Genomic DNA, 22,810 nt, shown 5'->3' on the forward strand with positions numbered 1-22,810 from the left:
GATATTGAGCATGAAAGGGTTGCAACTGAGTGCGGCGCTGATCGCTGCGGGTGTGCTGGCAGGCTGTGCGCCAAAAGGGCCGGAACCGATCTATTACTGGGGCGATTACCAGCAGCAGATCTATAGCTATTACAAAAAAGATAGCGATCCGCAGAAGCAGATCGAAGCACTGAATCTGGATATTGAAAAAGCCAAATCGGTCAACAAACCGGTTGCGCCGGGCCTGCACGCGCAGCTCGGCCTGCTGTACGCCAAAACCGGTGCTACCGATAAAGCCTTCGGCCAGTTTGCCACCGAGAAGCAGCTGTTCCCGGAATCGGCGCCCTATATGGACTTTCTGATGAAGAAAAAACAAGGAGTTGCCCAGTGAAAAAGCTGATTGTGTCTTTAGGCGTGCTGGCCACGCTGCTATTGACCGGCTGCGCGCATAAAAAACCGTACGATTACAGCGCCTTCCGCGCCAGCAAGCCGGCCTCAATTCTGGTGTTGCCTGCGGATAACCGCGCGCCGGATGTGAACGCGGCGAACAGCTTCACCTCGCTGGTGACACGTCCGCTGGCGGAAGCGGGCTATTACGTGTTCCCGGTGGCGGTGGTGGATGAAACCTTCCAGCAGAACGGATTGACCAACGGCCATGAAATTCAGGCTGTCAGCCCGCAGCGTCTGCATGACATCTTCCACGCCGACAGCGCGCTGTACATTTCAGTGACCGATTACGGCAGCAGTTATCAGGTGATCCAGAGCGTGACCAAGGTGTCGGCGACGGCGCGTCTGGTGGATTTGCGCAGCGGTAAAGAGCTGTGGCAAGGCATTGCCACCGCCAGCGACGCGGAAGATGGCAACAACAATAATGGCGGTATTATTGGCATGTTGGTCTCTGCTGCGATTAAGCAGATTGCCAGCAATGTGTCGGATAAGGCACACACCATCGCCGGTGTGACCAGCGCCCGTCTGCTGGCGCAGAACGAGCAGGGCGGTTTGCTGGCCGGCCCTCGTTATAAGTTGGTGAGTACGCGGTAAAAGAATGCAGTGAATCGTAGCGGCGCGAATTATCGCGCCGCTACCAATTGTGCGTTTTTAAGCGAGATCGCCCGGCAGCTCCAGCTTGCTGTAACCCAGGCCATTCATCTTGCGGACACGGATCTGCACCGGAATACGCTCTTTCATCGCTTCGACATGGCTGATCACGCCGATGGTTTTGCCGCTGGCGTTGAGGGCATCGAGCGCATCCAGCGCGGTATCCAGCGTCTCGGCATCCAGCGTGCCGAAGCCTTCGTCGAGGAACAGCGATTCGATGCGCGTTTTATGACTCACCAAATCTGACAGCGCTAACGCCAGCGCCAGGCTGACGAGAAAACTCTCGCCGCCCGATAGCGTGCGCGTATCGCGCGTGGCGTCAGCTTGCCAGGTATCAACCACTTCCAGCTCCAGCTCTTCACTGATGCGGCGCTGCAGCAGATAGCGGCCGTGCAGGCGATCGAGCTGACGGTTCGCCAGCCACACCAGATGATCGAGCGTCAGACCTTGTGCGAAGCGGCGGAATTTATCGCCTTTGGCCGAACCCACCAGATCGTTCAGACGGCCCAGCTGCGCCAGTTCCACTTCATCGGTGGCGATTTGCGTCAGCAACGATTGCTGCTGCAAACGCTGTTGTGCATCGCTGTGTAACTGCTGCTGCGCTTCGCCCTGTTGACGGGCATTGTCACGTAACGTCACGCGCAGCTGTTCCAGCTGCTGCTGAATCGTGGCGGCGATCTCGTCGCTAAGTTCCAAAGGCCGCTGCTGCTGATGCGCCGTCCAGCGCTGCATAAGCTGTTCGCTGAGGGTGAGCTGCTGCTGGCGCTGCTGATCGAGCGTTTGCAACTGCTGGCGCAGCTGCTGCACCTCGCGCTCCTCCAGCAGGGCGGCACGCAGCGCGCGCTCATCGTCAAAATCACTCTGTTGCAGCGCGGCGAGGAAGGCGCTTTCTGCGGCGGCAGCGCGCTCACGTAAGGTGTTTTGCTGCGCCGCGATCTGCTCGCACTGGCCATTCAGGCCGTGCAGCAAGCTTTGCGCCTGTTGCCACTGCTGAAGCTGCTGCGCCAGCGCCTGTTCACACTGTTGCAGCGCGGCATGCTGCTGCTGCCGGGCTTCTGCCACCAGACGATCGCCAAACAGCTGTTGACGCTGTTGTTGCTGCTGTTGGCGCTGCTGCTGCAAAGTGCTGAGCGTCTGCTGCAGCTCATCCAGCCGCTGCTGTTCACGCGCCAGATTCTGCTGCAGGCTGCTGCGCTCGCTTTCGGCTTTCGCCAGCTGTGGCTGTAACTCGCCGTGTAACCGTTCATTTTCCTGCCATGCGATACAGCGTTGTTGTAAGGTGCGCAGCCAGCTTTCCCGCTCAGCGACATCTGGCAGGACGAGCTGATGCTGCGTCAGCTGCTGTTCCAGCTGCTGCGCCAGTTGCTGCATGGCGCTGCGTTCGCTGGCCTCGCGCTGGCTGATTTCATCCAGCGTCTGCTGCGTGCTGGCGATCTGCTGCTGCGCCAGCTGCTGCTGATTCTGATGCTGCTGCCACAGCTGCTGCTGTTGCAGATGCGCATCCTTTGCCTGCTGCAGCGCACGAGCGGCGTTTTCCCGCGTCTGCAGCTGCTGTTGCTGCAGCTGTTCCTGCGCATCCTGCTGCTGTTGCCACTGCGCAAAATTGTCCTGCTGCTCCAGCGTGCAGGTAAGTGCCAGCTCACCGCTCAGCGCTTGCCATTGGGAGTTCACCGTCGCCAGTTGCTGATCGTAATCGCTGATCTCCTGCTGCAACGCCTGCTGCTGTTGCAGCGACAGTTTCTGCTGCTCGCCTTTGGCGGTGCCGGACTCTTTTAGCTGCGCCACGCGCGTTTCCAGCGCGATTAAACGCTGCTGATTGGCGCCGGGCTCAAGCTGCTGATATTGCGCAATCGCCGGATGCTGGCACGAGCCGCACAGCGGGCAGGGCTGATCCGGCTGCAGTTTAGCGCGCTCGTCGGCCAGCTGGGCGATGGTGCGCTCCAGCTCGCAGATTTTGCGCACATCGAGCAGCGCCTGATGTTCCCGTTTGTACTCCTCGCGCAGCGCCTGCAACGTCTGTTCCGCGTCCTGATGCTGCTGCTGGAGCTGCGCCAGTTTCTGCTGACGCTGCAACCGCTGCGGTTGCAGCGCGCGCCACTGCGCGGCGAGCAGGTTAAGTTGCTGGCGCGCAGGGCGTTGGGTTTGATGCTGCGTCAGGGCGTCGCGCAGTGGCGCGCTGCCGATCTCCGCTTCAAGTGAAGTCAGTGCTTGCTCCGCTTGCAGGCGCTGCTGCGCGGCCTGCGCTTCGGCTTGCTGCAACGGTTGCGCCGCCTGTTCACGCTGAGCCTGCGCCTGTTGATGCTGCTCCAGCTGGCTGCGCTGCTGTTGGTGCTGTGCGATGAGCTGCGTCAGCGTCTGCTCGCGCTCATCCAGCCGGGCAATCTCCGCCTGCCAGCGCGTTAATTCCGCGCCCCAATCGGCGACAGCGGCTTCGCGGGTGCGGAATTCCTGCTGCTGCGCCAGCTGTTGTTGTAAACGTTCACTTACCTGCTGTTGCTGGCTGAGTGCGGTTTGGCTGGATTGCAGCGCCTGTTGTTGCTGCAGATGCAATCGCTGCTGTTCATCCAGCTGCTGCGCGAGGGTGGTAATGCGTTGATCGAGCGGGATAACCTGCTCGGTGAGCAGCGTTTCAAGCTGCTGCTGTTGCTGTAACGCCTGTTCGCGCGCCTGCTGCGCGGCCTGATAATGGTTTTCGCCCTGTTGCAGCGCGGTTTTGGCTTGCTGCCGTTGCGCCTGCAGCTGCTGCGATTGCTGTTCCAGCACGCGCAGATCGCCCTGCAACTGTTCGCGCTGCTGCAACTTCTCGCGCAGTTTTTCTGCCGGTTCGGCGCGCGCCAGCCGCTGACGATCGTCATCCGCCTGCTGCCAGGCCTGTTGCGCGGCAAGCAGCGTCTGTTCGGCCTGCTGCTGCTCTTGCGTTAGCTGTTGCTGCTGCACCAGCCATTGCTGCTGATGCTGCGCCAGCGTCAGCTGTTCGCTGAGAATTTTCTCCTGCGCGCCAAGTTCCGCCAGCTGCTGCGTCAATTCTGCCCGGCGCGCTTCATCGAGCAGCGACATGCCACCGGCGCGGGCGCGCAGCGTATCCAGCTCGCTGCGCGCGGTGCGCCAGCGCTCGTAGATCTGCACCGAGATTTGTCCGTAGATTTCGGTGCCGGTCAGCTCTTCCAGCAGCTCGGCGCGTTCGCCGGGTTTGGCATTCAGGAAGGCGGCAAACTGGCCCTGCGACAGCATCATTGAGCGGGTAAAGCGCGCAAAATCGAGCCCCGACAGGGTCTCAATCGCTTTTAGCTTGTCGCCAACTTTATCGGCGATGATCTGATTATCAGCGACGCGCGCCAGCTCGACGCGCGGTGCCTGCAGCTTACCGTCGGCTTGGCCGCGCGCGCGGTTCTGGCTCCAGAAGGCGCGCCAGGCTTCGCCTTTGATCTCAAACTCCACTTCCGCCAGACACTCGGCGGTGTCGCGGGTGATCAGCTCGTTCTGGGTTTGCGACAGCGTGCCGAGGCGCGGCGTCTGATGATAGAGCGCCAGGCAAATCGCATCGAGTAAGGTGGTTTTGCCCGCCCCGGTGGCGCCGGTAATGGCAAACAAGCCGTTGCTGGCAAAGGGCTCACGACGGAAATCGATAAACCATTCGCCGCGCAGCGCATTGAGGTTTTTAAAACGTAGCGTCAAAATTTTCATGCGGATGGATTCTCCAGTGCGGCAAGCTGGGTGCGGAACAGCTGCGTTAACTGCTCGGCCTGCCCGGCATCCAGCTGATCTTCCTGCGCCAGTCGGCGAGCAAACACGTCTTCCACTTTTAGTTCGCTCAGGGTTTCGTTCTCCAGCCGTTCGAGGCTGCGCTGCCGCTGTTCGCGGCTGCGGCGCACCAGCAGCACTTCGACCGGCAGATTTTCGGTGAGCGCTTCAATGCGACGTTGCAGATCGCTGAGATATTCCTGCGTGGTGATCTCAATATCCAGCCAGACTGGCTGTTCGCTGGCGCTCGCGCTGAACTGCGCCAGCTGATGTTCAATCTCCGCCATCGAGCCTTTCAGCATCTGCATCGGCTGGAAGTGCGGGATGGTTAGCGGCGTAACGGTATCGAGCGTGGTGCTGAATTCCAGCAGGAAGACGCTTTTCTCGCGGCCAAGCTCATCAAAACTGAGCGGAATCGGCGAACCGCTGTAACGAATGTGCTCGCTGTTGGCGATGCGCTGGGCGCGATGGATGTGACCGAGCGCGATGTAATCGGCGGGCGGAAACGCCTGCGCCGGGAAGGCATCCAGCGTACCGATATAGATGTCGCGCACCGAATCGCTTTTAGTCACGCCAACAGTGGTGAGATGACCGGTGGCGATGATCGGCAGCGTAACGTCCTGCGCATCGCGCTGCGCCTGCGCGGCAGCAAAGCAGTGCTGATAATGCTGCTCGATCGCCTCCAGCAGCGAGATCTGCTTTTCGCGGCCGGATTGGCCAGCCTGGCTACGCAGAATGTCGCGCGGACGCAGATAAGGAATGGCGCACAGCAGCGCGCCCGGCGCGCCATCGCGCTGCTTCAGGGTTAACACCTGCTGTTCGCCCTGCGGCGTGGCGCTGGTGATCACCTGCGTATTCAGGCAGGCCAGCAGCTCGCGCGATTCATTCAGCGTCGCCACCGAGTCGTGATTGCCCGCCAGCACCACCAATTGGCAGCCGCTTGGCTGCAGCGCCACCACAAAACGGTTAAACATTTCACGCGCGTAGCTCGGCGGCGAACCGGTATCAAACAGATCGCCGGCGATAATCAGCGCATCCACCTGATGCTGCACAATCTGATCCAGCAGCCAGTCGAGAAACGCCTGATGTTCCCGCGCGCGACTTTTGCTGTAAAAGAACTGACCGAGATGCCAGTCAGCGGTGTGAATGATGCGCATGTTTGCTCCGTGCTCTGTTTAGCGAAGGCGAATTATAACCACTTAAGATCACAAAGAAAAAAAGCAGAATTTTATTGTGACATTTCTGTTTTTTATCTATCTATCTTAGGGCGGTGTTTTCATAAAAGTGTCACAAAACTGACGCATAATGGCGCCGCAAATCCCAGTGACACGGTGTCACACTAGCAGGAGTTACAATGGCTAAGCGCATTTTGGTTGTGGAAGACGAAGCTCCCATCCGTGAAATGTTATGTTTCGTGCTGGAACAGAATGATTACCAGCCTATTGAGGCGGAAGACTATGACAGCGCGATTGGTAAGCTGATCGAACCCTGGCCTGATTTGATTCTGCTGGACTGGATGTTGCCCGGCGGCAGCGGGATTCAGTTTATTAAGCATTTGAAGCGTGAAGCCATGACGCGCGACATTCCGGTGATGATGCTGACGGCGCGCGGTGAAGAGGAAGATCGCGTGCGCGGTCTGGAAGTGGGCGCGGATGATTACATCACCAAGCCATTCTCACCGAAAGAGCTGATGGCGCGTATCAAAGCGGTGATGCGCCGTATTTCACCGATGGCGGTGGAAGAGGTGATTGAGATGCAGGGCCTGAGCCTTGATCCTTCCTCACATCGTGTGATGTCGGAAACCACGCCGCTGGAGATGGGACCGACCGAGTACAAACTGCTGCACTTCTTTATGACCCACCCGGAACGCGTGTACAGCCGCGAACAGCTGCTGAACCATGTTTGGGGCACCAATGTGTATGTCGAAGATCGCACCGTCGATGTGCATATTCGCCGTTTACGTAAAGCACTGGAATTAACCGGCCACGATCGCATGGTTCAAACCGTGCGCGGAACAGGGTATCGTTTCTCTGCCCGCTACTAAACGTAAACGGAGTGTTTACCGTGCTGGAACGACTCTCCTGGAAGAGATTATTGACCGAGCTGGCGCTGGTCTGTTTACCTGCGCTGGTGTTGGGTCTGTTGTTCGGATATCTGCCGTGGCTGCTGCTGATTGCGGTGACCGGCGTGATGTTCTGGCACTTCAGAAATCTGATGCGTCTGTCGCACTGGCTGTGGGTCGATCGTTCAATGACGCCGCCCACCGGACGCGGCAGCTGGGAACCGCTGTTTTATGGCCTGTACCAGATGCAATTGCGCAACCGGCGGCGTCGCCGCGAGCTGGGCAATCTGATCAAACGTTTCCGCAGCGGGGCAGAATCGCTGCCGGATGCGGTGGTGCTGACCACCGAAGAGGGCACTATTTTCTGGTGCAACGGCCTGGCGCAGCAGCACCTTGGCTTGCGCTGGCCGGAAGATAACGGCCAGAACATCCTCAATTTGCTGCGTTATCCTGAATTTTCCCGCTATATCCGCCAGCGCAAGTTCGACATGCCGCTGACGCAGATCCTCAATAATCAGCGTCATATGGAATTCCGCGTGATGCCTTACAGCGAAGGTCAGTGGCTGATGGTGGCGCGTGATGTCACCCAGATGCACCAGCTGGAAGGCGCGCGACGCAACTTTTTTGCTAACGTCAGTCATGAACTGCGCACGCCGTTAACGGTATTGCAGGGTTATCTGGAAATGATGGACGACTCGGTGATGAACGAGCGCACGCGCAGCAAGGCGTTGCATACCATGCAAGAGCAGACGCGCCGCATGGACAGCCTGGTGAAGCAGTTGCTGACCTTGTCGCGTATCGAAGCGGCGCCAGCCATCGATCTCAAAGAGACGGTGGATGTGCCGGGCATGCTGATGCTGTTGCAGCGTGAAGCGGAAACGCTGAGTCAGGGACGTCACACCATCCATTTCCATACCGATCCGCATCTGAAAGTGTTCGGCAATGATGAGCAGCTACGTAGCGCCATTTCCAATCTGGTCTATAACGCGGTGAATCACACGCCCGATGGCACGCGCATCGACATCAGCTGGCTGCGCACCAAACAAGGCGCGCAGTTTAAGGTGTGTGATGACGGGCCGGGCATTAGCGAGCAGCATCTGCCGCGCCTCACCGAGCGTTTCTATCGCGTGGATAAAGCGCGTTCGCGCGCCACCGGCGGCAGCGGATTGGGGCTGGCGATCGTGAAGCATGCGTTGGGACATCACAACGCGCGGCTGGAGATCACCAGCGTGCCGCATCAGGAAACCTGTTTCAGCTTCCTGCTGCCGCCACGCTTGATTGTGGCTAACGTGATGCAAGAGCAGGTTAATTAAGGTCATGGGAACGCTATTCATGGCGTCATACTTGTCAGTTAATAAAGCCTTTTTGGTGCGGGCGCTGACACATCTGCTGCGTCACGGGCCGTCCTCACGCCGCTAGCGCGGTACCTTCGGCTTCCACGTTGTGCCGACGGACCGTTCGCGGATCGGCCTTCCCTGGCCGACCCCGAACTGCCTCGCGCATCCATGCGCGAGGACCGCCGGACCAAAAGTGACACCGGCCTGCGCACTCGTCGTTGGTTTAATTGACAAGCATTACGCCTTCATGGAGACCAATTCCCGCCTCAATAACAACCCATACGCAATGTATTGCGCGATAAATCGCGCCGCTCCAGAATAGGCGTCTTACTGAATTGCGGAATCGCCAATGAAATCGCTGTTGATCTCCCTCTTGCTGCTTTGCTCTGCTTTGGCACACGGCCAACAAACCATGCTAACCGGCAATCTGAGCAGCGTTGGATCGGATACGCTGGGTTATCTGATGACATTATGGGGCGAGGATTTCAGCCTCCAGTCGCCGGGCGTCAACGTTCAGGTGCAGGCGGCGGGATCTTCTACTGCGCCGACCGCGCTGGCGGCAGGTGCTGCCCAGCTGGGCGCGATGAGCCGGCCGATGCAGATCGACGAACGTCAACTTTTTACCGCGCGCTACGGCTATCCGCCGCTGGCGGTGCCGGTGGCGATGGATGCGCTGGTGGTAGTGGTTAATCAGGACAATCCGCTGTCGCGCATCGCGCCGCAACAACTCGATGCGCTGTTCTCCATCACGCGTCTGTGCGGCGGGCAGCAAGTGCCGCAGCGCTGGGGCGATCTCGGGCTGGGAGAAGGCCAGTGGGCCACGCGCAGCATCCAGCGCTATGGCCGCAACTCGGCGTCGGGAACGTGGGGCTTCTTTAAGCAGCAGGCGCTGTGCAAAGGTGATTTCCGTGCTGATGTCGCTGAATTCCCCGGCTCTGCGGCGGTGGTGCAAGCCGTTGCCGCCACGCCCAACAGCATCGGTTATGCCAGTTTTGGCTTTCATCTCAGCGGCGTGAAAATGCTACCGGTGGTCACAGCGAACGGCGACAGCGTGATGCCGGATGCCGAATCGATTCGCAGCGGCCGCTATCCGTGGTCGCGCCCGCTTTATATCTACGTCAACAAAGCACCCGGCAAACCGCTGCCGCCGCTGGTGAATGCCTTTCTGCATCAGGTGTTATCGCCACAAGGTCAGCGTCGGGTGAGCGAAGCGGGTTATCTGCCGTTGTCAGATAGCCAGATGGCGCAAGCGCGAGCGGCAATTGAGGGAAATTGAAGAACGTGCATCTGAACATGAAATAGTTTCATGTAAGCTGAATTTTCTTCCGTTGCCGAAAGGGTAACAGCGTGGCATTCTTTGTGGACATATAGCCGTCCAGATGGCTGAAATAACCCAGCGAAATTATACCCTGACGCAACTATGCGCTCAGCCAGGAGATAAAATGCCACGTCATAACCCGTTCCGCGCCGATACCGTCGGCAGTTTTCTGCGTCCCGCAGCCATCAAGCAGGCGCGTGTGCAGTTTGCCAATGGCAAAATCAACGCTGATCAACTGCGTCAGGTTGAAGATCGCGAAATCCGCCATGTTGTGGAGCAGCAGCGTGCCAACGGCCTGCAGATCGTTACCGATGGTGAATTCCGTCGCGCTTGGTGGCACTTCGATTTCTTTGGCGATTTGCACGGCGTCGAGCTGTTCGAAGCGGAGCAGGGCATTCAGTTCAACGGCGTGCAGACCAAAGCGCACGGCGTGAAAGTCACCGGTAAAGTGGCCTTTAATCCTCAACACCCGATGCTGGATCACTTCCGCTTCCTGCAAAGCGTGGCGGGCGATGCGGTTGCCAAGATGACCATTCCCAGCCCAAGCGTGCTGCACTTCCGCGGTGGCCGTAAGGTGATCGATGCCACGGTGTATCCCGACCTGAAAGAGTACTTCGCCGATCTGGCGCAGACCTACAAAGACGCCATCAAAGCGTTTTATGCGGCTGGCTGCCGTTATCTGCAGCTGGATGACACGGTGTGGGCCTATCTGTGCTCAACCGAACAGCAGCAGCAGATCCGCGAGCGTGGTGAAGATCCACAGGAACTGGCGCGCATCTATGCTGAAGTGCTGAATACTGCACTGGAAGGTAAGCCAGAGGATCTGACCGTTGGGCTGCATGTTTGTCGCGGCAACTTCCGCTCAACCTGGATTTCCGAAGGTGGCTATGAGCCGGTCGCCGAAGTGCTGTTTGGCGGCGTGAATATCGATGCTTTCTACCTTGAGTATGACAACGAACGTTCAGGTGGTTTTGAGCCGCTGCGCTTCCTCAAGCCGGGTCATCAGCAAGTGGTGCTGGGTTTGATCACCACCAAAACCGGCGAGCTGGAGGATGCGCAGCAGGTGAAAGCGCGTTTGCAGGAAGCGTCACAGTTCGTGAGCCTTGATCAAATCTGCCTCAGCCCGCAGTGTGGCTTTGCCTCAACCGAAGAGGGCAACAGCCTGAGCGAAGAGCAGCAGTGGCAGAAGATTCGTCTGGTGGTCGATATAGCAAGAACAGTCTGGTAATGCTGTAAAGTTAGCCAAACAGGCGCGTAAATCGCGCCTTTTGTGCATCTGCAGGCTGATTTATGCAAAGAGATCTCTCGCATCGAGGAAACATTTAGCAAATCATCTGAGGTGTTTTACCGCTATTCCACCGTGATTCACTGCTTTCTCCCACTATCTTGTTATATCCTTCTGGTTTTTCGATCCTGTATTGCCTTTCTTCGCTATAAACGTTCTAATTTGCGCCGTTGTCGATTTATCCCTCTGCGAACAGAAGAAAAGTAGATTAAATCACCTGCGCTTTAACGATTAGTCCCGCATAACACGCTGGTCTTGCCTGATAAGCCCTTGTTTTAGCGCATCCAGAGGACAACACGAACTCAACTTCCACCGCAACATCAGCTACAGGCAGTACAGAAGTTTATGACACATCGTTTAACCTCCAAGGATATCCTGGCGCTGGGCTTCATGACGTTTGCCCTGTTCGTTGGCGCAGGAAATATCATCTTCCCACCGATGGTGGGGATTCAGTCTGGCGAACACGTTTGGATTGCGGCTTTCGGCTTCCTGATTACGGCTGTTGGCTTACCGGTGATCACCGTCATCGCGCTGGCGCGTGTGGGCGGCGGCATTGATGCGCTGAGCTCGCCGATTGGTAAAGCCGCAGGCTTGCTGCTGGCGACCGTGTGTTACCTGGCTGTTGGCCCGCTGTTTGCCACGCCGCGTACCGCCACCGTTTCCTTTGCCGTAGGTATTGCACCGCTGACCGGCGACGGCACGCTGCCGCTGTTCATTTACAGCCTGATTTACTTCGCGCTGGTGATTGGCATCTCATTGTATCCGGGCAAACTGCTGGATACCGTCGGCCATTTCCTCGCTCCGCTGAAAATTCTGGCGCTGATTGTGCTCGGCGTTGCCGTGCTGATCTGGCCGGCCGGTGGCGTTTCGCCGGGCACCGAAGAGTATCAGCGTGCCGCCTTCTCCAGCGGTTTCGTTAATGGTTATCTGACCATGGATACGCTGGGAGCGCTGGTGTTCGGTATCGTCATCGTCAATGCGGCGCGCTCACGCGGTGTTGAAGATGCCAAACTGCTGACGCGCTACACCATGCTGGCGGGCATCATCGCCGGTATCGGTTTGACGCTGATTTACCTGACGCTGTTCAAACTCGGTAACGATAGCGGCGCATTAGTGGCGCAAAGCGCGAACGGTGCTGAAATTCTGCATGCTTATGTGCAGCAGACTTTCGGCGGCATGGGCAGCTTCTTCCTTGCGGCACTGATCTTCGTCGCCTGCATGGTAACGGCGGTGGGCCTGACCTGCGCCTGTGCAGAATTCTTTGCGCAATATGTTCCGCTGTCGTATAAAACGCTGGTATTTATTCTGGGTCTGTTCTCGATGGTGGTGTCGAATCTCGGTCTGAGCCATCTGATTCAGATTTCGATTCCGGTGCTGACGGCGATTTATCCGCCATGCATCGTGCTGGTGGTGCTGAGCTTCACGCTGAAGTTCTGGAACAAAAGTTCGCGTATTATCGCGCCGACCATGCTGGTAAGCCTGCTGTTCGGTATCGTTGATGCCATCAAAACCACCAGCTTCAAAGATGTGTTGCCGCTGTTCAGTCAGCATCTGCCGCTGGCCGATCAGGGACTTTCCTGGTTGCCGCCATCGCTGGCGATGCTGGTGATTGCCGCGGTAGTTGATCGGGCAAAAGGACGTGAGCAGGTCGCGGTTCATCAGTAAGCGACATTGCTGTTAATTCCAACCACGGGCTTGCCCGTGGTTTTTCATTTTCAAGGTACTGAGTGTTATGCAAGAAACCAATAAGCTCAAACGCGGACTGAGCACGCGCCACATTCGCTTTATGGCGCTGGGATCGGCGATTGGCACCGGGCTGTTTTACGGCTCGGCAGATGCTATCAAAATGGCGGGTCCAAGCGTGCTGCTGGCGTACATCATCGGCGGTGCGGTGGCGTACATCATCATGCGTGCGTTGGGGGAAATGTCGGTCAACAATCCGCAGGCCAGCTCATTTTCGCGCTATGCGCAGGATTATCTCGGCCCGCTGGCCGGATACATCACCGGCTGGACCTACTGTTTTGAAATCCTGATTGTGGCGATTGCCGACGTAACGGCTTTTGGTATCTACATGGGCGTGTGGTTCCCCGATGTGCCGCACTGGATTTGGGTGCTGAGCGTGGTGCTGATTATCGGCGCCATCAACCTGATGAGCGTGAAAGTCTTTGGCGAAGTGGAGTTCTGGTTCTCCTTTTTCAAAGTCGCCACCATCATCATCATGATTCTCGCCGGCTTCGGCATGATTTTCTGGGGCATCGGCAACGGCGGCCAGCCGACCGGCATTCACAATCTGTGGACCAACGGCGGCTTCTTCGCGCACGGCATTGTCGGCATGCTGCTGTCACTGCAGATGGTGATGTTTGCCTACGGCGGCATTGAGATTATCGGGATTACTGCCGGTGAAGCGGAAGATCCGAAGACCTCGATTCCACGCGCCATCAACTCCGTACCGATGCGTATTCTGGTGTTCTACGTTGGTACGCTGTTCGTCATCATGTCGATTTATCCATGGAATCAGGTGGGCACTTCTGGCAGTCCGTTCGTGCTGACCTTCCAGCATTTGGGTATTGCGGCGGCGGCATCAATTCTTAACTTCGTGGTGCTGACGGCGTCGCTGTCGGCGATTAACAGCGATGTGTTTGGCGTGGGGCGTATGCTGCACGGCATGGCGCAACAGGGCCACGCACCGAAGGTATTCCAGAAGGTTTCGAATCGCGGAATTCCGTGGGTGACCGTTTTGGTGATGATGCTGGCGATGCTGATTGCGGTGTATCTCAACTACCTGATGCCAGAGAAAGTGTTCCTGGTGATCGCCTCGCTGGCGACCTTCGCTACCGTTTGGGTGTGGATCATGATTCTGCTGTCGCAGATCGCCTTCCGCCGCAAGATTGGCAAAGAGCAAGCCGGTAAGCTGGATTTTGCCATGCCGGGCGGTAGCGCTACCGCATGGTTCGGCGTGCTGTTCCTGGCCTTCATTATTGGGCTGATTGGTTACTTCCCGGATACGCGCGTGTCGCTGTACGTTGGTTTTGCGTGGATTGCGCTGCTATTACTGGCGTGGCCGCTAGTGAAAAAGCGTAAAAGCTGATGATATTGTAAGGTCGTCATTGATGGCGACCTTTTTTATCGATGACGATTAAAAATAATATTAAAAAATAATCACGCCATTCCGAAATAATAAAATGCCGAAAAATATCTCGGCGCATCCTGGCGCCGAAAAAGAACAACAAAAAAGGAGAAAATAAGTATTACTAAGGGATGTTTGACTTGCGCAGCATATCGTATTTTTATTGATGCCGGGATGTTTAAGAAAAAAAGAGAAAATTCTCACTTCGGAATAGAATATTACTTACAGCGCGCTTAAGTAATTTTGCATGAAGGTTAAGTTCGCATAAATTAACGAACTTAACCGATTACGGAAATTATAACGATAAATGCCCAGGCAGCAGCGCTTTCAGCTGCGGATAAATCACCGCATTAGCCAGCAGCACCGGATTGCCGTTCTGCAAGCCGTGATTAGCCAGATAATCGTTGGTAATGCCGCCCGCTTCGCGCATCAGCACAATGCCCGGCAAGCCATCCCACGGATTCATATGCGCTTCGTAGTAACCAATTAAGCGACCGGCCGCCGCCCATGCGCTCATCAACGCCCCCGAGCCATTGCGGATAAACATGCCGCCCTGCGCCAGTAATGCGCTGATAAAAGTGGTCAGCGGTTCAATCGGTTGGCTGTTGGAGCTGCTCAGACCAAGCAATCCCTGATCGAGCTGCTGCGCGCTGTGCGCCTGAATGCGCTTATCATTAACCCATGCACCTTTGCCGCGGCAGGCGTGAAAGGTTTCATGATGATTGGGATCGCACACCACACCAATCACCGCTTCGTTTTCACAAACGATCGCCAGCGATACGCACCAGTTGTGCAAGCCGTTAAGAAAGCTGCTGGTGCCATCAATCGGATCGAGCACCCAGATAAAGCGTGCGCCAGCAGTATTGCCGCCGCTCTCTTCACCCAACACCGCATCGTCAGGAAAGCGTTCGTGGATCAGATGCTTGACCAATGCCTCAACGTTGCGATCGGCTTCGCTGACCACATCCTGCAGATCTTTCTTATGCTCAACCACTAATTGATGACGTTGCTGATACCAGGATAAAGCCCGGCTGGCGGCGGTTTTGGCAACATCACAGGCGAAATGATAACGTGCGTCGAGTTCGGTAAGCGAAGCTGATGACATCTTTCCCTCTTATGATTTTCAAGCTGGCGAAGCAACAACAGACGCCAAAAATGACGTATTGGCTGTGTGACGAAGTTAACAAAAGTTAAGAAAGGCTTCATTAAGCCGCAGATGGCTGCGCGTGACAAGAGGGGGAAAAGCCCGCCAGTGAAATTTTTCTTCTTACTGGCGGGTAATACGGGATGAAGCCTTAGTGGCGGGTTCTTACGCCAATTTGACGCATGTCATTACCGGTTGGCGATTGATGGACGCGCAGACCAAAAGTAGGTAGCACTGCGTAAATATGGTCAAAGATATCCGCTTGAATATTCTCGTACTCTTTCCACACCGTGGTGTTGGTGAACACATACACTTCCAGCGGCAAACCGTTTTCACCTGGCGCTAACTGCCGCACCATTAACGTCATCTCTTGATGAATACGCGGATGCTGCTCCAGCCAGCTCTGCAGCCAGACGCGGAAGGTACCGATATTCGTCAGGCGGCGACCGTTGAGTGGCGAATCTAAATCACAGCCCAGTTGCGCATTCCATGCGGCCACTTCTTCGCTTTTGCTATCCAGATACGGTGCCAGCAGATGCGCACTTTTCAGCTGCTGCATCATGGCATCATCAAGGAAGCCAATACTGGTGGTATCAATATGAATGCTGCGCTTAATGCGACGCCCACCGGATTCCGACATACCGCGCCAGTTTTTAAAGGAGTCGGAAATTAAGGCGTAAGCGGGAATGGTAACAATGGTGTTATCCCAGTTGCGCACTTTTACCGTGGTTAAAGAAATATCGATGACCGCGCCGTCCGCGCCATATTTCGGCATTTCCAGCCAGTCATTCATTTTCAGCATATTATTGGCCGCTAACTGAATACCGGCCACCAGACCCAGAATTGGATCTTTAAATACCAGCATCAGCACCGCGGTCATGGCACCGAGTCCGGTGATCAATACGCCGGGCGATTTACCCAACAGCAGCGAAATAATCATGATTACCATTAAAATGGCGGCGATCAATTTCACGCTCTGGATAATACCGCGCAGCGGTAATTGCTGCGCCAGCATGCTGTTCGCGCTGAGCTGCTGCAGTAAATCCAGCAAGGAGAACAACATCAGCAGGGCGAAGACCATCATCCACAGCTGGGCGAAAATCAGCAGCGCTGCATAGATCTGAGCACTGTCGTGCAGGAAGAGTTCAGTCTGTAATTTGAATAGCACACCTTGCATCAGCCAGACGCTGCGGCTAAACAGGCGACTGTTAATCAGCGCTTTTGGCCACTGACGGCTACTTTTCTCGGTGTATCGACGCAGCAGCGGCAAGATAGCGCGGTGCAGAATGGCGTGAGTAAGCAGTGAGATGGCAAAGATAATGGCAATCACTATCCCCAATGCCAGGATGTGCGTGTAGCTAAGACCGGCTTCTGCGAGCCGGTTGGCAATAAGATGCTGCATGAGATTTCCCTGAGTGTGACGAAGATTAAGGTCACGCAGGGTAGGTGATGGGAAATTTCCCGTCCAACAGACGGGTCTTGAATTACCTAATATTACAATTCCTGCGCGCGCGCGGCGGCCATTAAGCGCGGATAAAACTGGAAGAACAGCGGCTCAAGTTGCTCGTAGTGATCAACAAAATCCTGATAGGAGTCGCGCAGCGCGGCTAAGCGCGGACGGCGATGCGCCATGCCGTTGAGCACGCGTGCCAGCCGCGTTGGTTCGGCATAGTGCTCAAACCAGCGTTCGCGCCACATCACCGCGTTCAACTCGATGAAACCTTCCGGCGTGCCCGCCAGCTGCGGCACGATGTTTTGTTCAGCCGCCGCGGTAAATGCCACCAGCGACTGCGTTGGGTGGAATTTATCCCAGTGCAGCGCGAGGAAGTGGTCCCAAATCACGTCGAGCGTGATGGGGGCCACGCGGCGCGTTTCCGGACGAAACAGCGCACGCGCAATCCGCACTTCGGGCAGGTTATCGGTCAGGACGTCGAGGCGACGATGCATGGCAATGCCATCCACCACCGATGCAGGCCATTGTGATTGCACGTTGCCGCGTACGAAATCGGCCATGAGATTGCCCAGCAGAGAGCTGTTAGCCAGCTGCGCCAGGTGAAGGTGAGCGAGAAAGTTCATGGCGCATTATATACACGTCATACTTCAAGTTACAGGTGCGTGGGCTGCTCTCGTTTGCCGCCTGCCTGCACCTCGAATTATTTTGTGTATTCGCAGAATCACAGAAGCGCAGCCAGTTGTTCAGAATTTGCCGCTTTTCCGCTAGACTATGCCGCCTGATTTTAAGTCCTGAAGAAGTGAAGCATGCGCGTAGCCGATTTTACCTTTGAGTTGCCAGAATCCTTAATCGCCCACTATCCGCAGGCGCAGCGAAGCGGTTGCCGCTTGCTGTCGCTGGATGGTCCAAGCGGCGCGTTAAGTCACGGCGTATTTACAGACGTGATGGATAAGCTCAATCCGGGCGATCTGCTGGTGTTCAACAACACCCGCGTGATTCCGGCGCGCGTCTTTGGGCGTAAAGCCAGCGGCGGCAAAATCGAGATGCTGGTTGAGCGCATGCTGGACGATAAGCGCGTGCTGGCGCACGTGCGCGCCTCCAAAGCGCCCAAGCCGGGCGCAGCGCTGCTGCTGGGCGATGACGAAAGTGTCAAAGCCACGATGGTGGCGCGCCATGACACACTGTTTGAGATCGCCTTCGAAGACGATCGCGCGGTGCTGGATATTCTTAACAGCGTCGGCCATATGCCGCTGCCGCCGTATATTGATCGTCCGGATGAAGATGCTGACCGTGAGCTGTACCAGACCGTGTACGGCGTGCGTCCCGGCGCCGTCGCCGCACCTACCGCCGGTTTGCACTTTGACGAGCCGCTGCTGGAAGCGCTGAAAGCCAAAGGTGTCGAGATGGCGTTTGTCACGCTGCACGTCGGTGCCGGGACTTTCCAGCCGGTGCGCGTTGAAACCATCGAAGATCACATTATGCATGCCGAATACGCGGAAGTGCCGCAGGATGTGGTGGATGCGGTGCTGGCGTGTAAAGCACGCGGCAACAAAGTGGTCGCCGTGGGCACCACCTCGGTGCGTTCGCTGGAGAGCGCCGCGAAGGCCAGCCAGGACGCGCTGATCGCACCCTTCTTCGATGACACCCAAATTTTCATCTATCCCGGCTATCACTATCAGGTGATCGATGCGCTGATCACCAACTTCCATCTGCCGGAATCGACCCTGATTATGCTGGTTTCGGCCTTTGCTGGTTATCAGCACACCATGGCGGCTTATCACAGCGCGGTGGCAGAGCAGTACCGTTTCTTTAGCTACGGGGATGCGATGTACATCACCCGTAATCCACAAGCGCCTGACGAAAGCGTCGGCGCATAATTGAATCAGACTGTTTCTCTGATCAGAGGTTAATGTGAAATTTGAATTAGATACTACCGACGGGCGCGCGCGCCGTGGCCGTCTGGTCTTTGATCGTGGCGTTGTTGAAACCCCAGCATTTATGCCCGTGGGCACTTACGGCACGGTGAAAGGCATGACGCCGGAAGAAGTGAAAGAGACCGGCGCGCAGATCCTGCTCGGCAACACCTTCCACCTGTGGCTGCGCCCAGGTCAGGAGATCATGAAACTGCACGGCGACCTGCACGATTTCATGAACTGGCAAGGACCGATCCTTACCGATTCCGGCGGCTTCCAGGTGTTCAGCCTTGGCGATATCCGTAAGATCACCGAAGCGGGCGTGCACTTCCGTAACCCGATCAACGGCGATCCGATTTTCCTCGATCCGGAAAAGTCGATGGAAATTCAGTTCGATCTCGGTTCTGACGTGGTGATGATCTTCGACGAATGTACGCCATATCCGGCGGATTGGGATTACGCCAAACGTTCGATGGAGATGTCGTTGCGCTGGGCACAACGCAGCCGCGATCGCTTCGATTCACTCGGCAATAAAAATGCATTATTTGGCATTATTCAGGGTGGTGTTTACGAAGATTTACGAGATGTCTCGGTTAAAGGTCTGGTAGAGATTGGCTTTGATGGGTACGCTGTGGGCGGCCTGGCGGTGGGTGAACCTAAAGAGGACATGCACCGAATCCTGGAGCACGTCTGTCCGCAAATTCCGCAAGACAAACCGCGTTATTTGATGGGCGTCGGCAAGCCAGAAGATCTGGTGGAAGGCGTTCGCCGCGGTATCGATATGTTTGACTGCGTTATGCCAACGCGCAATGCGCGCAATGGTCATCTGTTTGTTACCGATGGCGTGGTGAAAATTCGTAATGCCCGGTATAAAGATGACACCGCAACGCTGGATGCAGAGTGTGATTGTTACACCTGTCGCAATTATAGCCGCGCCTACTTGCATCATCTTGATCGCTGTAACGAAATACTGGGCGCACGCCTGAATACGATTCACAATCTGCGCTATTACCAGCGTTTGATGGCCGGTTTACGTAAGGCTATCGAAGAGGGTAAATTAGAGCACTTTGTTAGCGAGTTTTACCAACGGACGGGGAAGGCGGTTCCTCCGCTGAACGTCTGATAATTCATCAATGAGGGAAATTTAATGAGCTTTTTCATTTCTGACGCCGTAGCCGCAGCAGGCGCACCGTCTCAGGGAAGTCCGTATTCTCTGGTGATCATGCTGGTGGTCTTTGGTCTGATCTTCTACTTCATGATTCTGCGTCCACAGCAGAAGCGTACTAAAGATCACAAGAAACTGATGGATTCCATCTCTAAAGGTGATGAAGTGCTGACCAGCGGTGGTTTAGTTGGCCGTGTGACCAAAGTGGCAGAAACTGGCTATGTTTCTATTGCCCTGAACGACACCACTGAAGTAGTTGTTAAACGTGATTTCGTGGCCGCCGTTCTGCCGAAAGGTACTTTGAAGGCGCTGTAATTTTTTCTTCCCGAAGGGAACTGCCGTGTTAAACCGTTATCCTTTGTGGAAGTACATCATGCTGGTCGTCGTGATTCTCGTCGGCCTGCTCTATGCGCTTCCTAACCTTTATGGTGAGGATCCGGCCGTTCAGATCACTGGTGCGCGCGGTGGCGCCGCCAGTGAGCAAACGTTGGATCAGATCCAGACCGTATTAAAACAAGACAATATCGAGAGCAAATCCCTCGCTCTGGAAAATGGTGCCATTCTGGCCCGCTTTGCAACGCAGGATGGACAGCTGCGCGCGCGTGATGCACTCACCAGCGCGCTGGGCGAAGACTACATTGTGGCCCTTAACCTTGCGCCGGCAACGCCTCGCTGGTTGAGCATGCTGTCCGCGGAACCGATGAAACTCGGTCTTGATCTGCGCGGCGGCGTTCACTTCCTGATGGAAGTGGATATGGATACGGCTCTGGGCAAACTGCAAGAGCAGAACGCCGACAGCCTGCGCAGCGATCTGCGCGACAAAAGCATTCCGTATACCACCGTTAATAAAATCGCGAACTATGGCGTAGAAGTGCGTTTCCGTGACGGCGCCAGCCGTGATGCGGCAATCAGCTACTTGTCTACTCGCCACCGCGATCTGGTGATCTCAAGCCAGGGCAGCGATGCGCTGCGTGCGGTGATGAGCGATGCGCGCCTGAGCGAAGCGCGTGAATATGCGGTGCAGCAAAACATCACCATTCTGCGTAACCGTGTGAACCAGCTCGGCGTTGCCGAACCGCTGGTGCAGCGTCAGGGTTCTGACCGCATCGTGGTGGAACTGCCGGGTATTCAGGACACCGCGCGCGCCAAAGAGATTCTGGGCGCAACTGCCACGCTGGAATTCCGTCTGGTGAACACCAGCGTGGATCCAACCGCAGCGGCCAGCGGCCGTGTGCCAGGCGATTCGGAAGTGAAGAAAACCCGCGACGGGCAGCCAGTGGTGCTGTACAAGCGTGTGATTCTGACCGGTGATCACATCACCGATTCCACGTCGAGCATGGATGAGTACAACCAGCCGCAGGTGAACATTTCACTGGATGGCGCGGGCGGCAACATGATGTCCAACTTCACCAAGGACAACATCGGTAAGCCGATGGCGACCCTGTTTGTGGAGTACAAAGACAGCGGTAAGAAAGATGCCAACGGCCGGTCGATTCTGGTGAAACAGGAAGAAGTGATTAACGTGGCGAACATTCAGTCGCGCCTCGGTAACAGCTTCCGTATCACCGGTATCAATAATGCAAACGAAGCACGTCAGCTGTCGCTGCTGCTGCGTGCAGGTGCGTTGATTGCGCCAATCCAGATTGTAGAAGAGCGTACTATCGGCCCAACCATGGGTCAGCAGAACATCACACAAGGCCTCGAAGCCTGCCTGTGGGGTTTGATTGCCTCGATCCTGTTCATGGTGGTGTTCTACAAGAAGTTTGGTCTTATCGCTACCAGCGCGCTGCTGTGTAACCTGGTGCTGATTGTCGGCATCATGTCACTGCTGCCAGGCGCGACGCTCACCATGCCGGGTATTGCCGGTATCGTACTGACGCTGGCGGTAGCGGTCGATGCTAACGTGTTGATTAACGAACGTATTAAAGAAGAGTTGCGTAACGGACGATCGGTACAGCAGGCGATTCATGAAGGCTATAAAGGCGCCTTCTCCAGTATCGTCGATGCCAACGTCACTACGCTTATCAAAGTGATCATTCTTTATGCGGTCGGTACCGGTTCAATCAAAGGCTTTGCGATTACTACGGCTATCGGTATCGCAACCTCAATGTTTACCGCTATCGTCGGCACCCGTGCCATCGTTAACCTGGTGTACGGCGGCAAACGCATCAACAAGCTGTCTATCTGAGGAGTGCGTTGTGGCACAGGAATATAGTATTGAGCAGCTAAACCACGGTCGTAAAGTCGTCGACTTTATGCGCTGGGATAAGCTGGCTTTCATCATCTCCGGTCTGCTGATTGTGGCATCTATCGTCATTGTCGGTGTGCGAGGCTTCAACTGGGGCCTCGACTTTACCGGCGGAACGGTGATTGAGATTAACCTGGAAAAACCGGCGGATCTCGACGCGCTGCGTGAAGGTTTGGTGAAAGCGGGCTTTGAAGAGCCGCTGGTGCAGAACTTTGGTAGCAGCCGTGATGTGATGGTGCGTATGCCTCCGGCCACCGGCAATGCCGGCACCGAACTGGGCAATAAAGTGCTGGCTTCCATTAGCCAGACCACGCAGCAGAACGCTACCGTAAAACGTATCGAATTCGTTGGCCCAAGCGTGGGTAGCGATCTGGCGCAGGCCGGTGCGATGGCGCTGCTGTCAGCGCTGATTGCGATTTTGATCTACATCGGCTTCCGCTTTGAGTGGCGTTTAGCGCTCGGCACCGTTCTGGCGCTGGCGCACGATGTGATCATCACCTGTGGCATTTTGTCGCTGGCGCACGTCGAAATCGACCTGACGATTGTCGCTTCATTGATGTCGGTCATTGGTTACTCGCTTAACGATAAGATCGTGGTATCCGACCGTATTCGTGAGAACTTCCGCAAGATTCGCCGCGGTTCTTCTTACGACATCACTAACGTGTCGCTGACCCAGACGCTGAGCCGTACCTTGATCACCTCCATCACTACGCTGGCGATGATCATGATCCTGTTCGTGTTTGGTGGTGCGTTGCTGAAAGGCTTCTCACTGACCATGCTGATCGGTGTCACCATCGGTACCATTTCATCGATTTATGTCTCTTCAGCGCTGGCGCTGAAACTCGGCATGAAGCGTGAACATATGCTGGTGCAGAAAGTGGAAAAAGAGGGCGCAGATCAGCCTTCGATTCTGCCCTAACGCGGAGTCAGAAAGTAAACG

18 protein-coding genes are annotated in these 22,810 nt (G+C 56.1%); 13 read left to right on the plus strand and 5 right to left on the minus strand.

Annotation, left to right across the window (positions count from 1 at the left end; all coding sequences use genetic code 11):
* Positions 1-10: 10 nt before the first annotated feature.
* Positions 11-370, plus strand: a complete 360-nt coding sequence (locus tag K5Y33_RS00610; RefSeq protein ID WP_101762458.1) for a DUF4810 domain-containing protein — start codon at positions 11-13, stop codon at positions 368-370.
* Positions 367-1,020, plus strand: coding sequence for a DUF799 domain-containing protein (locus K5Y33_RS00615; RefSeq protein ID WP_222233076.1), 654 nt, complete (start codon positions 367-369; stop codon positions 1,018-1,020). Before K5Y33_RS00610 ends, K5Y33_RS00615 begins: the two co-directional genes overlap by 4 nt.
* A gap of 57 nt (positions 1,021-1,077) precedes the next feature.
* Here K5Y33_RS00615 and K5Y33_RS00620 read toward each other — a convergent pair whose 3' ends face one another.
* Positions 1,078-4,761, minus strand: coding sequence for an AAA family ATPase (locus tag K5Y33_RS00620; RefSeq protein WP_222233077.1), 3,684 nt, complete (start codon positions 4,759-4,761; stop codon positions 1,078-1,080).
* Positions 4,758-5,975, minus strand: a complete 1,218-nt coding sequence (sbcD, locus tag K5Y33_RS00625; protein ID WP_110867760.1) for an exonuclease subunit SbcD — start codon at positions 5,973-5,975, stop codon at positions 4,758-4,760. The genes K5Y33_RS00620 and sbcD overlap by 4 nt, the downstream gene beginning before the upstream one ends.
* Before the next feature lie 197 nt (positions 5,976-6,172).
* On the opposite strand from sbcD, the gene phoB reads away from it, so the two are divergent.
* From phoB to proY, 6 genes are all read left to right on the plus strand, one after another.
* Positions 6,173-6,862, plus strand: coding sequence for a phosphate response regulator transcription factor PhoB (gene phoB / locus K5Y33_RS00630; RefSeq protein ID WP_007887040.1), 690 nt, complete (start codon positions 6,173-6,175; stop codon positions 6,860-6,862).
* A 20-nt stretch (positions 6,863-6,882) separates the two neighbouring features.
* Positions 6,883-8,193: a phosphate regulon sensor histidine kinase PhoR gene (gene phoR, locus K5Y33_RS00635; protein ID WP_222233078.1), complete on the plus strand. Its 1,311-nt coding sequence runs from the start codon at positions 6,883-6,885 to the stop codon at positions 8,191-8,193.
* Positions 8,194-8,566: 373 nt separating this feature from the next.
* Positions 8,567-9,493: a PstS family phosphate ABC transporter substrate-binding protein gene (locus K5Y33_RS00640; RefSeq protein ID WP_222233079.1), complete on the plus strand. Its 927-nt coding sequence runs from the start codon at positions 8,567-8,569 to the stop codon at positions 9,491-9,493.
* A 166-nt stretch (positions 9,494-9,659) separates the two neighbouring features.
* Positions 9,660-10,763, plus strand: coding sequence for a cobalamin-independent methionine synthase II family protein (locus K5Y33_RS00645; protein WP_222233080.1), 1,104 nt, complete (start codon positions 9,660-9,662; stop codon positions 10,761-10,763).
* Between the two features lie 402 nt (positions 10,764-11,165).
* On the plus strand, positions 11,166-12,485 hold the full coding sequence (gene brnQ, locus K5Y33_RS00650) for a branched-chain amino acid transporter carrier protein BrnQ (protein ID WP_101762451.1): 1,320 nt from the start codon (positions 11,166-11,168) through the stop codon (positions 12,483-12,485).
* A 67-nt stretch (positions 12,486-12,552) separates the two neighbouring features.
* Positions 12,553-13,908 (plus strand): proline-specific permease ProY, encoded by a 1,356-nt coding sequence (gene proY / locus K5Y33_RS00655; protein WP_101762450.1) that lies wholly within the window; start codon positions 12,553-12,555, stop codon positions 13,906-13,908.
* Between the two features lie 334 nt (positions 13,909-14,242).
* Here proY and K5Y33_RS00660 read toward each other — a convergent pair whose 3' ends face one another.
* The 3 genes from K5Y33_RS00660 to K5Y33_RS00670 all read right to left on the minus strand — a co-directional run bounded on the left by K5Y33_RS00660 (position 14,243) and on the right by K5Y33_RS00670 (position 17,167).
* Positions 14,243-15,052 carry an inositol monophosphatase gene (locus tag K5Y33_RS00660; protein ID WP_101762449.1) on the minus strand — a complete coding sequence of 270 codons (810 nt, stop codon included), beginning with the start codon at positions 15,050-15,052 and terminating at the stop codon, positions 14,243-14,245.
* Between the two features lie 190 nt (positions 15,053-15,242).
* The gene (locus K5Y33_RS00665) at positions 15,243-16,493 is read right to left on the minus strand and encodes a mechanosensitive ion channel family protein (RefSeq protein WP_222233081.1); all 1,251 of its coding nucleotides are present in this window, start codon (positions 16,491-16,493) and stop codon (positions 15,243-15,245) included.
* A 92-nt stretch (positions 16,494-16,585) separates the two neighbouring features.
* Positions 16,586-17,167 carry an ACP phosphodiesterase gene (locus K5Y33_RS00670; protein WP_222233082.1) on the minus strand — a complete coding sequence of 194 codons (582 nt, stop codon included), beginning with the start codon at positions 17,165-17,167 and terminating at the stop codon, positions 16,586-16,588.
* A 183-nt stretch (positions 17,168-17,350) separates the two neighbouring features.
* Between K5Y33_RS00670 and queA the strand changes: the two genes are divergently transcribed.
* Genes queA through secF form a run of 5 tightly spaced genes read left to right on the plus strand, consistent with a single transcriptional unit; the run spans position 17,351 to position 22,789 of the window.
* On the plus strand, positions 17,351-18,421 hold the full coding sequence (queA, locus tag K5Y33_RS00675) for a tRNA preQ1(34) S-adenosylmethionine ribosyltransferase-isomerase QueA (protein WP_210081249.1): 1,071 nt from the start codon (positions 17,351-17,353) through the stop codon (positions 18,419-18,421).
* Between the two features lie 34 nt (positions 18,422-18,455).
* On the plus strand, positions 18,456-19,580 hold the full coding sequence (gene tgt / locus K5Y33_RS00680) for a tRNA guanosine(34) transglycosylase Tgt (protein WP_061717469.1): 1,125 nt from the start codon (positions 18,456-18,458) through the stop codon (positions 19,578-19,580).
* 24 nt (positions 19,581-19,604) lie between these two features.
* Positions 19,605-19,937: a preprotein translocase subunit YajC gene (yajC, locus tag K5Y33_RS00685; protein WP_008103990.1), complete on the plus strand. Its 333-nt coding sequence runs from the start codon at positions 19,605-19,607 to the stop codon at positions 19,935-19,937.
* A 25-nt stretch (positions 19,938-19,962) separates the two neighbouring features.
* Positions 19,963-21,810: a protein translocase subunit SecD gene (secD, locus tag K5Y33_RS00690; RefSeq protein ID WP_101762445.1), complete on the plus strand. Its 1,848-nt coding sequence runs from the start codon at positions 19,963-19,965 to the stop codon at positions 21,808-21,810.
* A gap of 10 nt (positions 21,811-21,820) precedes the next feature.
* Positions 21,821-22,789 (plus strand): protein translocase subunit SecF, encoded by a 969-nt coding sequence (gene secF / locus K5Y33_RS00695; protein WP_101762444.1) that lies wholly within the window; start codon positions 21,821-21,823, stop codon positions 22,787-22,789.
* Positions 22,790-22,810: the final 21 nt, after the last annotated feature.

This window comes from Pantoea sp. DY-17 (assembly GCF_019795975.1).
Taxonomy (GTDB): domain Bacteria; phylum Pseudomonadota; class Gammaproteobacteria; order Enterobacterales; family Enterobacteriaceae; genus Pantoea; species Pantoea leporis.